Source organism: Kitasatospora sp. NPDC043949, from assembly GCF_056435365.1.
The window spans coordinates 55,316-70,658 of sequence record NZ_JBWKEQ010000043.1 but is presented as its reverse complement, the minus strand read 5'-3'; the positions used below and the strand labels follow the sequence as shown (position 1 = coordinate 70,658).

At 72.0% G+C, this 15,343-nt stretch carries 12 protein-coding genes; 6 read left to right on the top strand and 6 right to left on the bottom strand.

All coding sequences use genetic code 11. The features are described from left to right. Window positions 1–257 precede the first annotated feature (257 nt). Together AC07AL_RS28990 and AC07AL_RS28985 are read left to right on the top strand one after the other, a co-directional pair. Window positions 258–845 (top strand): DedA family protein, encoded by a 588-nt coding sequence (locus AC07AL_RS28990; RefSeq protein WP_350882667.1) that lies wholly within the window; start codon window positions 258–260, stop codon window positions 843–845. A 377-nt stretch (window positions 846–1,222) separates the two neighbouring features. Then, on the top strand, window positions 1,223–2,503 hold the full coding sequence (locus AC07AL_RS28985) for a polysaccharide deacetylase family protein (protein ID WP_363583656.1): 1,281 nt from the start codon (window positions 1,223–1,225) through the stop codon (window positions 2,501–2,503). A gap of 89 nt (window positions 2,504–2,592) precedes the next feature. Here the strand turns inward: AC07AL_RS28985 and AC07AL_RS28980 are convergent, their stop codons facing one another. From AC07AL_RS28980 to AC07AL_RS28955, 6 genes are all read right to left on the bottom strand, one after another. After that, window positions 2,593–3,498 (bottom strand): alpha/beta fold hydrolase, encoded by a 906-nt coding sequence (locus tag AC07AL_RS28980; protein ID WP_363583658.1) that lies wholly within the window; start codon window positions 3,496–3,498, stop codon window positions 2,593–2,595. Beyond that, window positions 3,495–4,640 (bottom strand): branched-chain amino acid ABC transporter permease, encoded by a 1,146-nt coding sequence (locus AC07AL_RS28975; RefSeq protein WP_478318749.1) that lies wholly within the window; start codon window positions 4,638–4,640, stop codon window positions 3,495–3,497. The genes AC07AL_RS28980 and AC07AL_RS28975 overlap by 4 nt, the downstream gene beginning before the upstream one ends. A 191-nt stretch (window positions 4,641–4,831) precedes the next feature. Then, entirely contained in the window at window positions 4,832–5,698 is an 867-nt protein-coding gene (locus tag AC07AL_RS28970; RefSeq protein ID WP_063349260.1) for a branched-chain amino acid ABC transporter permease, read from the bottom strand. After that, entirely contained in the window at window positions 5,698–6,504 is an 807-nt protein-coding gene (locus tag AC07AL_RS28965; protein WP_363583664.1) for an ABC transporter ATP-binding protein, read from the bottom strand. The genes AC07AL_RS28970 and AC07AL_RS28965 overlap by 1 nt, the downstream gene beginning before the upstream one ends. A 53-nt stretch (window positions 6,505–6,557) precedes the next feature. Beyond that, window positions 6,558–7,370 (bottom strand): ABC transporter ATP-binding protein, encoded by an 813-nt coding sequence (locus AC07AL_RS28960; RefSeq protein WP_363583666.1) that lies wholly within the window; start codon window positions 7,368–7,370, stop codon window positions 6,558–6,560. Between the two features lie 5 nt (window positions 7,371–7,375). Continuing rightward, entirely contained in the window at window positions 7,376–8,650 is a 1,275-nt protein-coding gene (locus tag AC07AL_RS28955; protein WP_478318747.1) for a substrate-binding domain-containing protein, read from the bottom strand. A 358-nt stretch (window positions 8,651–9,008) separates the two neighbouring features. Between AC07AL_RS28955 and AC07AL_RS28950 the strand changes: the two genes are divergently transcribed. The 4 genes from AC07AL_RS28950 (at window position 9,009) to glxA (ending at window position 15,258) form a co-directional block, all read left to right on the top strand. Next, window positions 9,009–9,770, top strand: coding sequence for a CoA transferase subunit A (locus AC07AL_RS28950; protein WP_363583670.1), 762 nt, complete (start codon window positions 9,009–9,011; stop codon window positions 9,768–9,770). Between the two features lie 4 nt (window positions 9,771–9,774). Then, window positions 9,775–10,512, top strand: a complete 738-nt coding sequence (locus tag AC07AL_RS28945) for a 3-oxoacid CoA-transferase subunit B (protein WP_400810251.1) — start codon at window positions 9,775–9,777, stop codon at window positions 10,510–10,512. Window positions 10,513–11,135: 623 nt separating this feature from the next. Beyond that, entirely contained in the window at window positions 11,136–13,259 is a 2,124-nt protein-coding gene (locus tag AC07AL_RS28940; RefSeq protein ID WP_478318744.1) for a glycosyltransferase family 2 protein, read from the top strand. Window positions 13,260–13,326: 67 nt separating this feature from the next. Next, a complete protein-coding gene (glxA, locus tag AC07AL_RS28935) occupies window positions 13,327–15,258 on the top strand; it encodes a radical copper oxidase GlxA (RefSeq protein WP_478318743.1) in 1,932 nt (643 codons plus the stop codon). Window positions 15,259–15,343 lie beyond the last annotated feature (85 nt).

Below are 15,343 nucleotides of genomic sequence, written 5' to 3'. Positions count from 1 at the left end.
AACGCTCGGCTGGGAAACCCCAGCCGAGCGCCTGCATAAACTCATCGCGGCCTGATCAAACCGACCACGTGTTGCAACGACCCCTAGAAACCGCCCCCCGCTCCGGGGGCTCGCGCCTTTGCGCAGGTCGGGGCCGAGGTCTGTGACCCATGGCATACCGGGGTGCTTCATGGCATGAAAAGTCGAGGCGCTAGCGTTGACCTCAGCAGCCACCTGCTCCCCCGGGCGGCGTGGAGGGAGTACAGGCCTTGAACTTCGTGGCGGCGATCGGATCCTCGTGGATCTGCGCCCTGGCGCTCTTCGCCGTGCTCGGAGACGCCCTCCTCCCCTTCATCCCCAGCGGGACACTGGTCATCCTGGCGGTGCTCAAGACGGCGCGGATCGACGGCGCCCCGGTGCTGCTCGGCCTGGGCGTGGCAGTGGCCTCGTTCCTCGGCGACCTCCTCCTCCTGCACCTCGCCCGGCGCGGCGCCCCGCTGCTCCAGCGCCGGCTCGCCCAGCGCCCGGAACTGGCGGCCAGCGTGACCAGGGTCCAGCAGGCCCTGGTCGAACGCCCTCACGGGGCGGCCGCGGCCATGGTGGTGGTCGCCCGGTTCGTCCCGGCCGGGCGGACCGTCCTGGACGTGGCCATCGGCCACTCCCCCGCCCACCCGCACCGCTTCCTGCACTGGTCGGCACTGGCGGCGCTGGTCTGGGCCGCCTACATCGTGACGCTGGGCTGGCTGAACAGCCACTGGTTCGACACCGCCTGGCTGAGCCTCGCGGTGTCCTGCACCGCCGCCACCATCGTCAGCACCGCGATCGCGCGAATAGTGCGCCGCAACCGGCGGCTCGCCGCGCTCTGACCGCTGCGCCTCGGCCTGCACCCCCGGCCCCGGGCGCCCCGGCCGCCCCTCGCCGCGCCCCCGCGATCGGCGAGCTCTGCCCGGACGGGCGACGAGCCGTACCGAGCGATGACGAACTCTGACCCGCCCCGCCGGACCGGCGGTACCGTACTCCCCTGGCGGCGCGAGGAGCGAAGCGTCACAGGACGGCAACAGACCACGAATCCTTGCAGCCCAGCCCGGTCCTGCTGACGTGTTGACTCTCGTAGAGGGTCGACGGCCTTGGTGGCCGCTGCGGCCACATGGCATGCTAACGGCGGAAAATTCATCAATTGCCCGATTTGACCGGTGCGGCCCCGGGCCGCCCTCACCACCGGCATCGGCACCCAGGGGAGACCATGACCAGCATCTCGCGCAGGACGGTGCTCAGTGCGACCGCGGCGACCGCGGCCCTCGGCGCGGTCGCCGCCTGTTCCAGCAGCGGATCCGGTTCGAACCAGAACTCCTCCTCCCCCACGACCGGCGGCAGCCCCGGCACCACCCCGGCGGGCACGACCGACCCGACCAAGACGGGGGTGCCCAAGGGCACTCCGATCGGCGACGGCTCCAACGCCGACACCGGCCCGCAGCCGAACCAGCCGAAGCCCGAGAAGCTCAAGCCCGGCGAGCGGCCGCCGCAGTTCGTGGTGTTCTCCTGGGACGGCGCGGGTGGCACCGACGACGGCCAGTTCCCCCGCTTCCTCAAGCTGGCGGAACAGTACAAGGCCACGATGACCTTCTTCCTCTCCGGGATCTACGCCCTACCCAAGGGCAAGGCCGACCTGTACCACCCGCCGAAGCACTCGGTCGGCGCCTCCGACATCCCGTACCTGTCGGACGGCGCGGTCAAGAGCACGCTCAAGCTCGTCAGCCAGGCGTGGCTGGCCGGGCACGAGATCGGCACCCACTTCAACGGGCACTTCTGCTCCAGCCGCCCGGACAAGAACGGGGTCAACATGTGGACCCCGGAGGACTGGCAGAGCGAGATCGACCAGGCGATCGGCTTCGTGACCCAGTGGCGGACCAACACCGGCTTCACCGACGTCGACCCGCTGCCCTTCGACTACAAGAAGGAGCTCATCGGCGGCCGCACTCCCTGCCTGGAGGGCCAGAAGGCGCTCCTGCCGACGGTCGCGAAGCTGGGCTGGAAGTACGACGCCAGCTCCTCCGGCGGCCTGCAGATATGGCCGCAGAAGGTGCAGGACGGCAAGGTCTGGGACTTCCCGCTGCAGTCCATCCCGTTCCCCGGGCACACCTTCCAGGTGCTGTCGATGGACTACAACATCCTGGCCAACCAGTCCGCGGGCAGCACCAAGGGCGACCCGTCCAAGTACAACGACTGGCGCACCCAGGCCAAGGACTCCTACCTGGCCGGCTTCGACCGCGCCTACAACAGCAACCGTGCGCCGTTCTTCATCGGCAACCACTTCGAGCAGTGGAACGGCGGCATCTACATGGACGCCGTCGAGGAGACCCTCAAGACCATCGCGGGCAAGCCGGACGTCCGGCTGGTCTCCTTCAGGCAGCTGGTCGAGTGGCTGGAGGTGCAGGACCAGTCCACCCTGCGCAAGCTGCGCACGCTCAACGTCGGCCAGGCGCCGAGCGGCGGTTGGGAGACCTTCCTCGGCGCCGCGGGCTGAGACGGGCGGACCGAGCAGGGCAGAACGAGACAGGCGCGGCCGGCGGGGTGGACGGACCCCGCCGGCCGCCGTCGTCGGGGCCAGGCCCGTTACCCCGCGGCGGTGACGTCCGCGAGCAGGCCGCGGACGATGCGCTCGGCCCCCGGCTCTCCCCAGAGGATCGAGTAGTGGTTGGTGTCCGGCACGAGCGAGGCCGGCACCCGCTCCCGGTCCAGCCCGGCCAGTCCGATCCGCTGGTGGTCGTAGAGGCCCTGGGGCTCGTCGAGCAGGCCGCGCTCGGCCCAGAGCAGTTCGGCCGGGCAGGGCAGCCGGTGCACGGCGGTGGCCGCGTCCTGGTCCAGCAGGACCTGGGCACCGTCGGTCTGCACGGCCTCCAGCACGCAGGAGGAGCGCAGTTCGGGCTCGACGCCGACCAGGTCGCGCTGGGTGTAGGCGTCGATCTCCGCCGACCAGGCCGCCCCGAAGGCCGGGTGCCGCTGCCAGAACTCCCGGTACGCGTCCCGGTCCGGGAAGGTCATCGACAGCCGGGCCAGCGCGGGGCCGAGCACCGCGGCCAGCGCGTCCTCCTCACGGATGCCCTCCGGCAGCGGGAAGGTCAGCGCGCCGTCCACCAGCAGCACCCGGCGGACGAGTTCCGGGTGCCGGACGGCGGCCAGGGCGGTGACCCAGGCGCCCATCGAGTGGCCGACCACGGTGGTCGGGCCTGTGCCGAGGGCCGTGATCAGTGCGGCCACGTCGTCGGCGTGCCGGGCCAGCCCGTACGGCCCGGCGACCGCGCGGCTCCCGCCGCGCCCCCGCAGGTCGGGCGCGAGCAGGGTGACCCGCCCGGCGAGTTGGCGGGCGACCTCGTACCAGGCGAGGCCGTTGGCGGTGATGCCGTGCACCGCCACGACCGTCGGGACGTCCGGCTCGGCGGCGGGCCAGCGCAGGACCGCCAGCTCCCCTCCGGGCACGGCGACGGTCAACTCCTCGGGCTTCAGGGGCGACTGGCTCACGCGGGGGTACCTCCGGTGGGACGGGCGGTCCGGGCAGCGGCCGGGGTGCGGACCGCACGGGCGGATCGGGCGGCGCGGATGCGGGCAGGCAGTCTAGCCAGGCCACCGGGCAGCAGGTAGACCACCGCGACGAACAGGGTGCCCAGCAGGAACAGGGGTTGGGAGAGCGGCACCCGCAGGACCGCGGGCAGGTCCGCGATCGTCGTCGAGTTGGCGAGGTCGCCGAGCCGGTGGCCGGCCCAGGTGTAGAGGACACCGCCGAGCAGCGGACCCCAGCGCGTCCCCGAGCCGCCGAGCACCACCATCACCAGCAGGGCGAGCGTGGCGTCGGAGCCGGCGGCCTGCGGGGTGGCGCCGCCGGTCAGCAGCAGGTAGACCACCCCGCCCAACCCGGCGAGGCCGCCGGCGAGGACAAAGGCGACCAACTTGTAGCCGTAGGGCCGCAGTCCGAGCACCTCCACCCGGCGCTCGTTCTCCTTGATCCCCTCCCAGACCCGTCCGGCCGGCGAGTTGACGGCCCAGTGGACCACGGCGACCGTCAGCACCAGGTAGCCGACGGCGATCCAGTAGAGGTTGGCGGTGTTCTCGATCCCGAGCAGGCTGGAGGGCAGCAGGTCGGCCGGGGCGGAGCGGCCCTCCTCACCGCCGGTGACGCCACCGGGGTTGCGCTGGATGAGGATCGAGCCGGCCTGGGCGAAGGCGAGGGTGACCATGGAGAAGCCGATGCCGGTGACGCGGAGGCTCACCGAGCCGAGCAGCAGGGCCAGCGCGACGGTGCAGGCGACGCCGAAGACCGCCGCGGCGGCGAACGGCAGTCGCAGTTCCAGCATGCCGAGGTCGGTGGCGTAGAGGCCGGTCGCGAAGTAGAGGGCGTGGCCGAAGGAGAGCAGTCCGGTACGGCCGAGCAGGAGGTCGTAGCCGGAGGCGAGGGCCCCGTAGAGCAGGCACAGGGCGAGCAGTTGCAGGCTGCCGGGGCTGCCGAGCGGGCCGTCGAGCAGTCCCGGGACGGGAAGCGCACTGTATGGGGCGACAAGGAGCGTGATCAGCAGGGCGATCGGCCACCAGCGTAGCGCTCTGTGCACCGGTGTCCAGCGATTAGTGACTGAATCACCTGTTCGAGGGATGGCGCCGAGGTCGGTCATGTGTTCACAATGGGTCCCGGCAAGGCTGGTGTCAGTCCCCCTTGCCACAGTGACGGTGTTGGCGGAGCTGGTGTCAGTCCCCTCTGCCAGCATGGCGGTCATGGCAGGGCTGGTGTCAGTCCCCCCTGCCATGGTGGCGGCGCTGCGGTCGGCCGCGGGGCCACCGGTGCTCGTGATCGGAGTTTCGGCGCTCACGCGAGCCTCCCGGTGAGTCCACGGGGTCGGACGAGAAGCAGCACGGCGAGCAGGACGACGACCGAGAGGTCACCGAGCCCGGCGCCGGTGTAGTAGTTGGCGAACTGCTGGACGAGACCAACGCCCACGGAGGCGACGGCGGCCCCGGTGACGGAGCCCATGCCGCCCATCACCACGACGACGAAGGCGAAGATGAGCAGCCCGGTCCCCTGGCCGGGATTGACCGAACCGAAGTAGAGGCCACCGAGGGCACCGCCGAGCGCAGCGGCCGCCCCGCCGATGGCGAAGACGAGGGTGAACGCCTTCCGGACGTCGATGCCGAGCGCCGTGACCATCGCCCGGTCCTCGACGCCGGCCCGGACGATCAGCCCGTAGCGGGTACGGGCGAGGAACAACCGAAGAGCGAGCAGCAGCAGCGCGGCCGCGGCCACGAGCACGAAGCGGTTGACCGGGACGGTCGCACCGAGCACGTGCCAGGTGCCGGAGAGCACGGCCGGCTGGGGGAAGGGGCGGGCGTCCGCGCCCCAGACCCCCATCAGGAGGGCGGGCACGGCGAGCCCGACCCCGACGGTGGCGAGGATCTGATCACGCGGCCGGCTGTAGAGCGGGCGGATCAGGAAGAGCTCCAGCAGGACGGCGGCGGCCGTTCCGACCAGGGTGCCGAACGGCACCGCGAGCCAGAAGGAGAGGCCGGCCTCGGTGCCTGCCCACCAGGTGGCATAGGCGCCGATGGAGAGCAGGGCGCCGTGCGCGAAGTTGAGCACGTCCATCAGACCGAAGATCAACGACAGGCCGGAGGCGACCAGGAAGTACAGCGCACCAAGACCGAGTCCGGTACAGGAGAGGAGGACGACGGTGTCCATCAGGGCTTCACCTCCGCGGTGACGACAGGGGTGGCCGGAGAAGCGGCGGGCCGGGGTCCGCCGGCGAGCGGGTGACGGGAGCCGACGCCGAGCAGGCGGCGGGCGGCCTCCTCGTCGGCCAACAGCTCGGCGGTGTCGCCCCGGTGGGCGGTACGGCCGTCGGCCAGGACGGCGCAGGTGCCGGCCAGCCGTCGGACGAGGGCGAGGTTCTGCTCGACCAGGAGAACGGGCACGGCCTCGGCCGCTCGCGCCAGCACCTCGGCCACCTCCGCGACGATCTTCGGCGCCAGACCCTTGGTGGGCTCGTCGGCGATGATCAACCGGTTGCGGTTGAGCAGCGTCCGGCCTATCGCCACCATCTGCTGCTGGCCGCCGGAGAGCGTCCCGGCCAACTGGCCGGCCCGCTGCTTGAGTTCGGGGAAGAGCTCGTGGACGAGCGGATAGTTCGGCTCGTCCGCCTCGCCCCCGCCCCGGACGGCGCGCTCGGCGAGGCGGAGGTTCTCGGCAACCGTCAGGCCGGCGAAGATTCCCCGGTCCTCGGGCGCGTAGCCGATGCCATGACGGACCACCAGGTGTGTGGGAAGGGAGGCGAGTTCGACACCGGAGAAGCGGACGCTTCCGGTGCGCGGCACCAGGCCCATCACGGCCTTGACGGTGGTGGTCTTGCCGGCGCCGTTGCGGCCGAGGAGTGCGGTGACCCCGGCGGGGGCCACGTCGAGGTCGACACCGTGCAGGATGTGCAGCCCGCCGATGACCACCCGCAGATCGCGTACGGAGAGGAGAGGGACGGCAGGAGGCGTAGGCACGGCCGCAGAGGTGGAGGTGGAGGTGGAGACGGGCGAGGGGAGCGGAGAGGAGGTCACAGCGCCTCGCCCAGGTAGGCCTGTTGCACGGTCGGGTCGGCCATCACGGCCTCGGGGGTGTCCAGCGCGAGCAGCGTGCCGTGGTGCATCACCGCGAGGCGGTCGGCCAGCCCGAGCAGGACGTCCATGTGGTGCTCGACCATCAGGACGGTCCGGCCCAGGTCGCGGTGCACGGACCGGATCAGCTCGGTGAGGGCCGGTACCTCCTCGGCGCTGACCCCGGCCATCGGCTCGTCCAGCAGGATCAGCCGCGGATCGGAGACGAGGAGGACGGCCAGTTCCAGTTTGCGCTTCTCGCCGTGCGAGAGCGCGCCCGCCAAGGTGTCCGCACGGTGGGTGAGTTCGGTGCGGTGGAGGGTCTCGGCCAGCTGCTCCTGGTACCGGTCGGCACGGCGCCAGAGCCGGTACGAGGCGCGCGGTCCCGCCGCCGCCTGGGCGGCCAGTCGGACGTGGTCGGCGACCGTCATCCCCGGCCAGAGGGAGGAGGTCTGGAAGGTGCGGCCGAGGCCGCGGCGCGCCCGGGCGTGCACGGCCTCGACGGTGACGTCCACACCGTCGAGGTGGAGGCTGCCGTGGCTCGCCGGATAGATGCCGGAGATCAGGTTGAAGAGGGAGGTCTTGCCGGCGCCGTTGGGGCCGATGAAGGCGATGAACTCGCCTTCGCCGACCGAGAAGGAGACGTCCTCGACGATCGGCACCCCGCGGACGGACCAGCCGAGTCCGTCCAGCCGCAGCACCGGGGCGGGCGAGACCGTGGCCGAGGCCGGGGAACCGGCCGGGGAAGGAGTGGGGGCGGTGGGAGCGGGCATCGGGATCAGCCCGCCATCGGGGTGACCGGGGGCGCCACCTCGTCCGCGGTCAGGGCCTTCTCCACCGAGGGCTTGGCGGCGGCCCCGGTGCCGGTCAGCCGGGCCTGGAACATCGGCTGGAGGAGGGCGTGGTCCTCGGCACGCACCGTGGTACGCCCCTTCACCCCGTCGAAGCTCCAGCCCTCCAGCGCCTTGACCAGGGCCGACGTGTCGTCGGCGGAGCCGTGGTTGGCCTCGACGGCGTGCACGATCAGCTGGGCGGCGGTGAAGCCGTCGGGCGTGAAGATGTCGGTCTTCCCACCGGCGGCGGTGACGGCTTCGTCCATGGCCTTCTCCACCGGGGTGCCGGCGGCTCCGCCGAAGTAGTGGTTCAGGAAGGAGATCTTCTCGGCCGCCGGGCCGAACAGCGGGTAGGAGGCGGCCAGGTCCAGGCCGGTGACGACCTTGGTGTCGGCGAACACGTCCTGCTGGTTGAGCGCCGTCCACAGGGCCGAGGAGGTGTCGCCGGCCCAGGCGACGAACAGCAGGTCGGGCTTGGCGGTCTTGGCCTGGGTGGCGAACGGGGTGAGGTCGGTGGCGCTCGGCGGGGCGAGCACCTGGTCGACCGTCGCACCCTGGGCGCCGAGCACGGCCTTGACGGCAGCCACGTTGGCCTGCCCGAAGGCGTTGTCCTGAGCGAGCACGGTGACCTTCTTGCCCTTGGCGTCACCGATGAACGAGGCCGCGGTGCGGATGTCCTGGAAGGACTGGCGGCCGGAACGGAAGGTGTACTTGTTCAAGCCGGTGACCTTGTCGGCGGCGGCCGGGCCGCTGATGAAGAGCACCTTGTTCTGGGCGGCGATCGGGCCGACCTGGAGGGCGACGCCCGAAGCGGTGGAACCGGCCAGGACCTTGTAGCCCTTGCCGATCAGGTCCTTGGCAGCGGACACCGCCTTGGCCGGGTCGCCCGCGTCGTCCTGCTCCTCGAACTCGACCTTGTGTCCGTCGACCGCGCCGGTGCCCTTGGTCGCGTAGCTCAGCCCCGCCTTGAAGCCCTCCAGGTACTGCTTGCCGTAGGCGGCCAGTGGTCCGGTCTTGGAGTACACCAGGCCGACCTTGACCGGGCTCTTCGCGCCACCGCCGTCCGCCGAGACCGTCCCGGCGGTGCCGGCCTTGGCGCAGCCCGCGGCGAGCAGGACGCACGCCGCGACGGCGGCGAGCTTCCGGGCCGGGCCGCCGGTCAGGGTCTCGCCCGGGCGGGCGCCGGAGGCGGGCCGAGTGGGGGCTGTCGAGCTGCGCATGGTGACCGACTCCTGAGGGTGCGGCGGGGTGGATGCCGGAACCGTAGGTGTGCGGTGGGACTGGCGACATGTGCCCGGGCGACGCATCGGCCCACCGTGATATGGCTCCGGCCGACATACCACCCGGGCGGCGCCGTTCCCCGGACGTTCGGGTGTGGCCAACCGACACTGGCTCGTACCCGCCCATGGCGGGAGCCGCCATGGCTGCGGCGGCCCGCGGCCGGTGACGGTGGAGGGGCTCGGCAGCCGTCCGGCGGCGGCCGCCGGGTCTTCCCGCCGAGCCATCCCGCCGGGCCTTCCCGCCGGGCCCGGCCCGGGCGTGCTCTCTCCCGTATCCCACTCCTCACGAGGTGATCCCTTGGACAAGGTCCTGGACTCCCCCGCCGACGCGGTCGGGGACATCCCCGACGGCGCGGTGCTGGCCGTCGGCGGCTTCGGCCTCTGCGGCATCCCGAGCACCCTGATCGGCGCCCTGGCGGACACCGGCACCACCGGCCTCCAGGTGGTCTCGAACAACTGCGGGGTGGACGACTGGGGGCTCGGCCTGCTGCTGCGGGCGGGCCGGATCGCCCGGATGACGTCCTCGTACGTCGGCGAGAACAAGGAGTTCGCCCGGCAGTACCTCTCCGGCGAGCTGGAGGTGGAGCTCACCCCGCAGGGCACGCTGGCCGAGCGGCTGCGGGCCGGCGGCGCCGGCGTCCCCGCGTTCTACACCCCGGCCGGGGTCGGCACCCAGGTCGAGGAGGGCGGGCTGCCCTGGCGCTACGCGGCGGACGGCTCGGTGGCGCTGGCCTCACCGGCCAAGGAGGTCCGGGAGTTCGGCGGCCGCCGGTACCTACTGGAGGAAGCCATCACGGCGGACTTCGCGCTGGTCCGGGCCGAGGTGGCGGACCGGCACGGGAACTGCGTGTTCCACGCCGCCGCCCGCAATTTCAACCCGCTCTGCGCGACGGCGGGCCGGATCACCCTGGTCGAGGCGGACCGGATCGTCGAGGCGGGCGAGCTCGCCCCGGACGCCGTGCACCTGCCCGGCGTGTACGTGGACCGGGTGGTGGCCGCCGATCCCGCGGACCGCCGCATCGAGCGCCGGACCGTCCGCCCCGCACTCCAGGAGGCCTGAAGCGATGCCCACCCCGACCAGCACCCCGGCCCCCGCGCCCACCTCGCAGACCGCCCACCGACCGCAGGCCGTCCACCACCCGCACCCCGTCCACCGCCCGCAGCCCGGTCTCGACCCGCGCAACGCCCTGGCCGCCCGGGCCGCCCGCGAACTGCGCGACGGCCAGTACGTGAACCTGGGCATCGGCCTGCCCACCCTGATCCCCAGTCATCTCCCGCCGGGCGTCGAGGTGGTGCTGCACTCGGAGAACGGCATCCTGGGCGTGGGCCCCTACCCGGTCGAGGGCACGGAGCACGCCGATCTGATCAACGCCGGGAAGGAGACGGTGACGGTCGCCCCCGGTGCCTCGTACTTCGACTCGGCCTTCTCCTTCGGCATGATCCGGGCCGGCCGGATCGACGTCTCGGTGCTCGGCGCCATGCAGGTCTCGGCGGCCGGCGACCTCGCCAACTGGATGATCCCCGGCAAGATGGTCAAGGGCATGGGCGGCGCGATGGACCTCGTGCACGGGGCCCGCCGACTGATCGTGGTCATGGAGCACACCGCCCGGGACGGCTCCCCGAAGATCGTCGAGGAGCTCTCACTTCCCGCCACCGGACGCGGAGTTGTCAACCGGATCGTGACCGATCTGGCCGTGATCGACGTGACGCCCGACGGGCTGCGGGTGGTGGAGACGGCCCCGGGCACGGGGTTCGCGGACGTCCAGGCCGCGACGGGCGCCGCCCTCCTTCCACGGCTCTGACCGGACCGGGTCGACCGGACCGGCCAGCACCAACCAGACCGGACGCACCGGCCCCGCCCCGCGGCAGCGGCCGGACCTCCGTCGGGGAGGTCCGGCCGTTCGCTTTGCCTCCGAGGCGCCACTACCGCCGCCCCGCCCGCCGAATTCGCCGCATTAGCACCACCGCGGTGCGGATTGGCCGGGAACCGTGGGATCTTCACGCTTGCGCGGTGATCATTTCCCAGACAGGTTGCGATCACGGTTGCCCTCCGGGAGAGTTGGGGGCGCCGTGGATCCCGCGTGCCCGGAGGGGAAGCCGGGAGCGCACCGGGATCCGCATTCGAAGTCCCGGGCAGGCGCGCAATGAATTCCGCTCGCAAACGCCCACCGGCGCGAGCAGACGCATGACGCGAATGACGGCCCGAAAACCGCTTGGAAACAACGGCGGTCCACCGGGCGGTGTTTCACGGGGACGGCTTTCGAGGCAAGAGGCAAGGCGAAGCAAGGCTCCGGGGGGAGCGGACCAGCCCCGCCGAACGCGGCCGGCCAGGCGCGCCGCGGGACGGCGGATCGCATACCCCCGGTCTGAACACGCACCAACGGGCCCGCCGCCACGGCCGGGCCCCGGCCGGGGGGAGAAGACGATGACCATGCCGTTCGCGCGACAGAAGGACGCCGGGACGGCCCGCGGGCGAGGCGCCGGACGGCGGCTCGACGACGACCTGGCCGCCGTTCCCGTACCCGAAGCCCCGTACGACTACGGTCACTTCAGTCGGCTGGCCGGCCCGGCACACGACCCGGACGAGGAGGACGACCTCGGCGGCGGCGTCTACCGGCCCGAGCCCGCCCACCACGGAGCCCCGCCGACACCGTGGCACGCGCACCAGGCCGCACAGGAAACCATGCACCAGGCCACGCAGGAGGCCGCACAAGAGGTCGACCCCACCGCCTCCTACCGCGTCCAGTACCGCAGCCTGCTGCGCCGCGAGCCGCACCGGATCCGCGCCGCCCTGCTGATGGTGGCGGCCCCGCTGGTGGAGGTGGTGCTGCTGGTCTGGCTGCTGCTGCCGGAGCACTGGCCGGAGCGCCCCGGCGAGACGCACGCCCTGGTGCTGCTGGGCGACAAGGTGATGATCGGGATCATCGCCGTGGTCGAGGTGTTCCGGCTGGTCAACGTCGTGTCCAACACCCACGCCACGCTCGTCGCCCGCGATCCGATACCGGTGACGCCGGAGTCCGGCACCCGGGTCGCGTTCGTCACCGCCTGCGTGCCGGGCAAGGAACCGGCGGAGATGGTGCGGGCCACGCTGGTCGCGGCACGCGCCGTCCGGCACGACGGCCCGTACGACGTCTGGCTGTTGGACGAGGGAAACGATCCTGCGATGCGGGCGCTCTGCACCGAGCTGGGCGTCCGCCACTTCAGCCGCTTCGGCCGCCCGTACTGGAACCAGCCCAAGGGCCGGTTCCGCACCGGCACCAAGCACGGCAACTACAACGCCTGGTTGCAGGCGCACGGCGACGACTACGACTTCTGGGTCTCGGTGGACACCGACCACGTCCCGCTGCCGGACTTCTGCGAGCGGATGCTCGGCTACTTCCGCGACCCCGACGTGGCATTCGTGGTCGGACCCCAGGTGTACGGGAACTACCGCAGCTCGGGATCGGCCGTCACCAAATTCTCCGAGAGCCAGCAGTACCTCTTCCACGCACTCATCCAGCGCGCCGGAAACCGTTACGGCGCGCCCATGTTCGTCGGCACCAACAACGCCGTCAGAATCCGTGCGCTCCAGTCGATCGGCGGGTTGTACGACTCCATCACGGAGGATATGGCGACCGGCCTGGAGTTCCACCGGAGCCGGAACGCCGAGACCGGTGAACGCTGGAAATCCGTGTACACCCCGGACGTGCTCGCGGTCGGCGAGGGCCCGTCCTCCTGGACCGACTTCTTCTCCCAGCAGCTGCGCTGGAGCCGCGGCACCTACGAGACCCTGCTCACCCAGTACTGGCGGGTGCTCTGGCGGCTGTCGCCCGGGCGGCTGCTCAACTACTCGCTGATGGTGGGCTTCTACCCGATGGCGGCGCTCACCTGGCTGCTCGGCGGCCTGTCCAGCGTGCTCTACCTGGTGTTCGGCGCCTCGGGGGTCCACGTGTCCTCCGAGATCTGGATGATGCTGTACAGCGACGCCGCCGCGCTCCAACTGCTGCTCTACACCTGGAACCGCAAGCACAACGTCAGCCCGCACGAGCCGGCCGGCTCCTCCGGGGTCGCGGGCATGCTGATGTCCGCGCTCTGCGGCCCGGTCTACGCGGCCTCGCTGGTGCAGGCGCTGCTGCGGCGGCGCAGCCGCTTCGTGGTGACGCCGAAGGGCCGTTCGGCCAGCGCGGACCGGGTGAGCACCTTCCGCTTCCACCTGTTCTGGACGCTGGTGTTCGGCGGCGCGATAGCGGCCTCCTTCTTCACCGGCTACGACCACGTCGCGATGCGCACCTGGGCCTGGATCGCCCTGGTCCTGACCGTGCTGCCGATCCTGGTGCTGGCCGGCGACGCCGTCCGCCGCCGACGCGCCCGGCCCACGGCCACGCTCACCGTCACCGGCGGTCCGGCGGCGACCCCGAGGGTCGTCCTGGAGAAGCGCCGCCCCCGACACGCCCGCGATCCCCGGCACGGCCCGACCGCACCGACCGCACCGACCGCGCCGGTCGCACCGACCGCGCCGCCGGGCGCCCCCGCAGTGCCCGACCGGGCGGAGCACACCACCACCCGCTGAAGCCGCCCGACCCGCCAGCACCCCCGAACCTCACGAGCTCCCGAACCTCACGAGGGGACCAACCACCGTGAAGATCCACAAGACCGGCCGAACCAAGCGCTTCGCCCTCGGCAGCACCGTCGCGCTGACCGTCGCCGGGATGAACGCACCCGCCGTCCTCGGCTTCGCCGGCCAGCAGTACCACCAGTACGTGATCAACCGCCCCGACTACAAGGCGGAGTACGGCCACTGGCAGACCCTCACGCTCCCCGCCGAGTTCCGGGTCAACGCCGTCCACGCCACACTGCTGCGCACCGGCAAGGTCCTCATCGTGGCCGGCTCCGGCAACGACGAGAAGCGCTTCGACGCGGGCAGCTTCCGCAGCCTGCTCTGGGACCCGGCCGCGAACACCTACAAGCTGATACCCACCCCGGCCGACATGTTCTGCGGCGGCCACGCCTCGCTGCCGGACGGCCGCGTCCTGGTGGCCGGCGGCACCCAGCGGTACGAGAAGCTGGCGGGCGTGGTGAAGAGGGCGGCCGGCGTCATGCGGGTGCGCAACGAGAGCCCCGAGCGCGCCAGGACGTTCCCCAAGGGCACCGTCTTCGTCGGCCCGAACGGGCGCGAGTACGCCTCCACCGTGCCGGTGACCGTCCCGGCCGCGGTGAAGACGGGCGCCGGCAAGCAGACCGTCGTCACCGCCGGCGAGCAGCACGTGTTCGTCGAGGCGGTCGGTGAGGGCGCCGGCTACGTCACCGACTCCCCCGCCCAGTACCGGATCAAGGGCCTGGCCGGGGTCGACGCCCACAACCTGTACGGGCAGAGCGCGAAGCTGACCCTGGACAAGCAGGAGTACCAGGGCATCCGCTCCGCGTTCGAGTTCAACCCGGACACCGAGCTGTACGAGCAGGTCACCGACATGGCGTACGCCCGCTGGTACCCGACGCTCACCGGGCTGGGGGACGGACGGGTGGTCACCGTCTCGGGCCTGGACGACACCGGGGAGATCCTCAACGGCAACGACAACGAGATCTACGACCCGAAGAACAAGACCTGGTCCAAGGGCCCGGACCGCTACTTCCCGACCTACCCGTCGATCTTCCTGACCGCCTCCGGCAAGCTCTTCTACTCGGGCTCGAACGCCGGCTACGGCCCGGCCGACAAGGGCCGCGACCCCGGGGTGTGGGACCTGTCGAACAACGGCTTCCAGCCCGTCCCCGGCCTGCGCGACCCCGCCCTCACCGAGACCTCGTCCTCGGTGCTGCTGCCGCCCGCGCAGGCCCAGAAGGTGATGGTGCTCGGCGGCGGGGGCGTCGGCGAGTCGCCGCTGTCCACCGCCCGCACCGACATCGTCGACCTCTCCGCCGCCAAGCCCGCCTTCACCCCGGGCCCGGACCTGCCGGCCGGCGGCACCCGCTACCTGAACAGCGTGATCCTCCCGGACGACACCGTGTTCACCACCGGCGGCTCCAGCGGCTACCGGGGCCGGGGCGCCAGCGACCTGCTCAAGGCACAGGTGTACCACCCGGACACCAACAGCTTCAGCACCGCCGCCGAGCCCGCCGTCGGCCGCAACTACCACTCCGAGGCGCTGCTGCTGCCGGACGGCCGGGTGGCCGTGCTCGGTTCCAACCCGCTGTTCGCGGACAAGGCCGAGACCACACCGGGCGGCTTCGAGCAGCGCATCGAGATCTACACCCCGCCGTACCTGTTCCACGGCGACCGCCCGCAGGTGGCCGCCGCGCCGGGGGCCGCGAAGCTCGGCACCACCGTGCGGATCGGCACCGCCCGGCCGGACGCGGTCGCCACCGCCAAGCTGATCCGGCCGAGTTCGGTCACCCACGTGACCGACGTCGAACAGCGGTCGGTGGCCCTGGACATCAGCGGTCGCACGGCCGACGGGGTCTCGCTCACGCTCCCCGCCAACCCCAACCTGTTGCCGCCCGGCTGGTACATGCTGTTCCTGACCGACGCCGCCGGCACCCCGTCGGTCGCGCGCTGGATCCAGGTGACCGGCTGAGCGAACCGGTGCGTCACGGCCTGGCGCGGACCGGCACTGGTGCGTCGCGGCCTGGCGCGGAGCCGCACTGGTGCGGACCGGCACT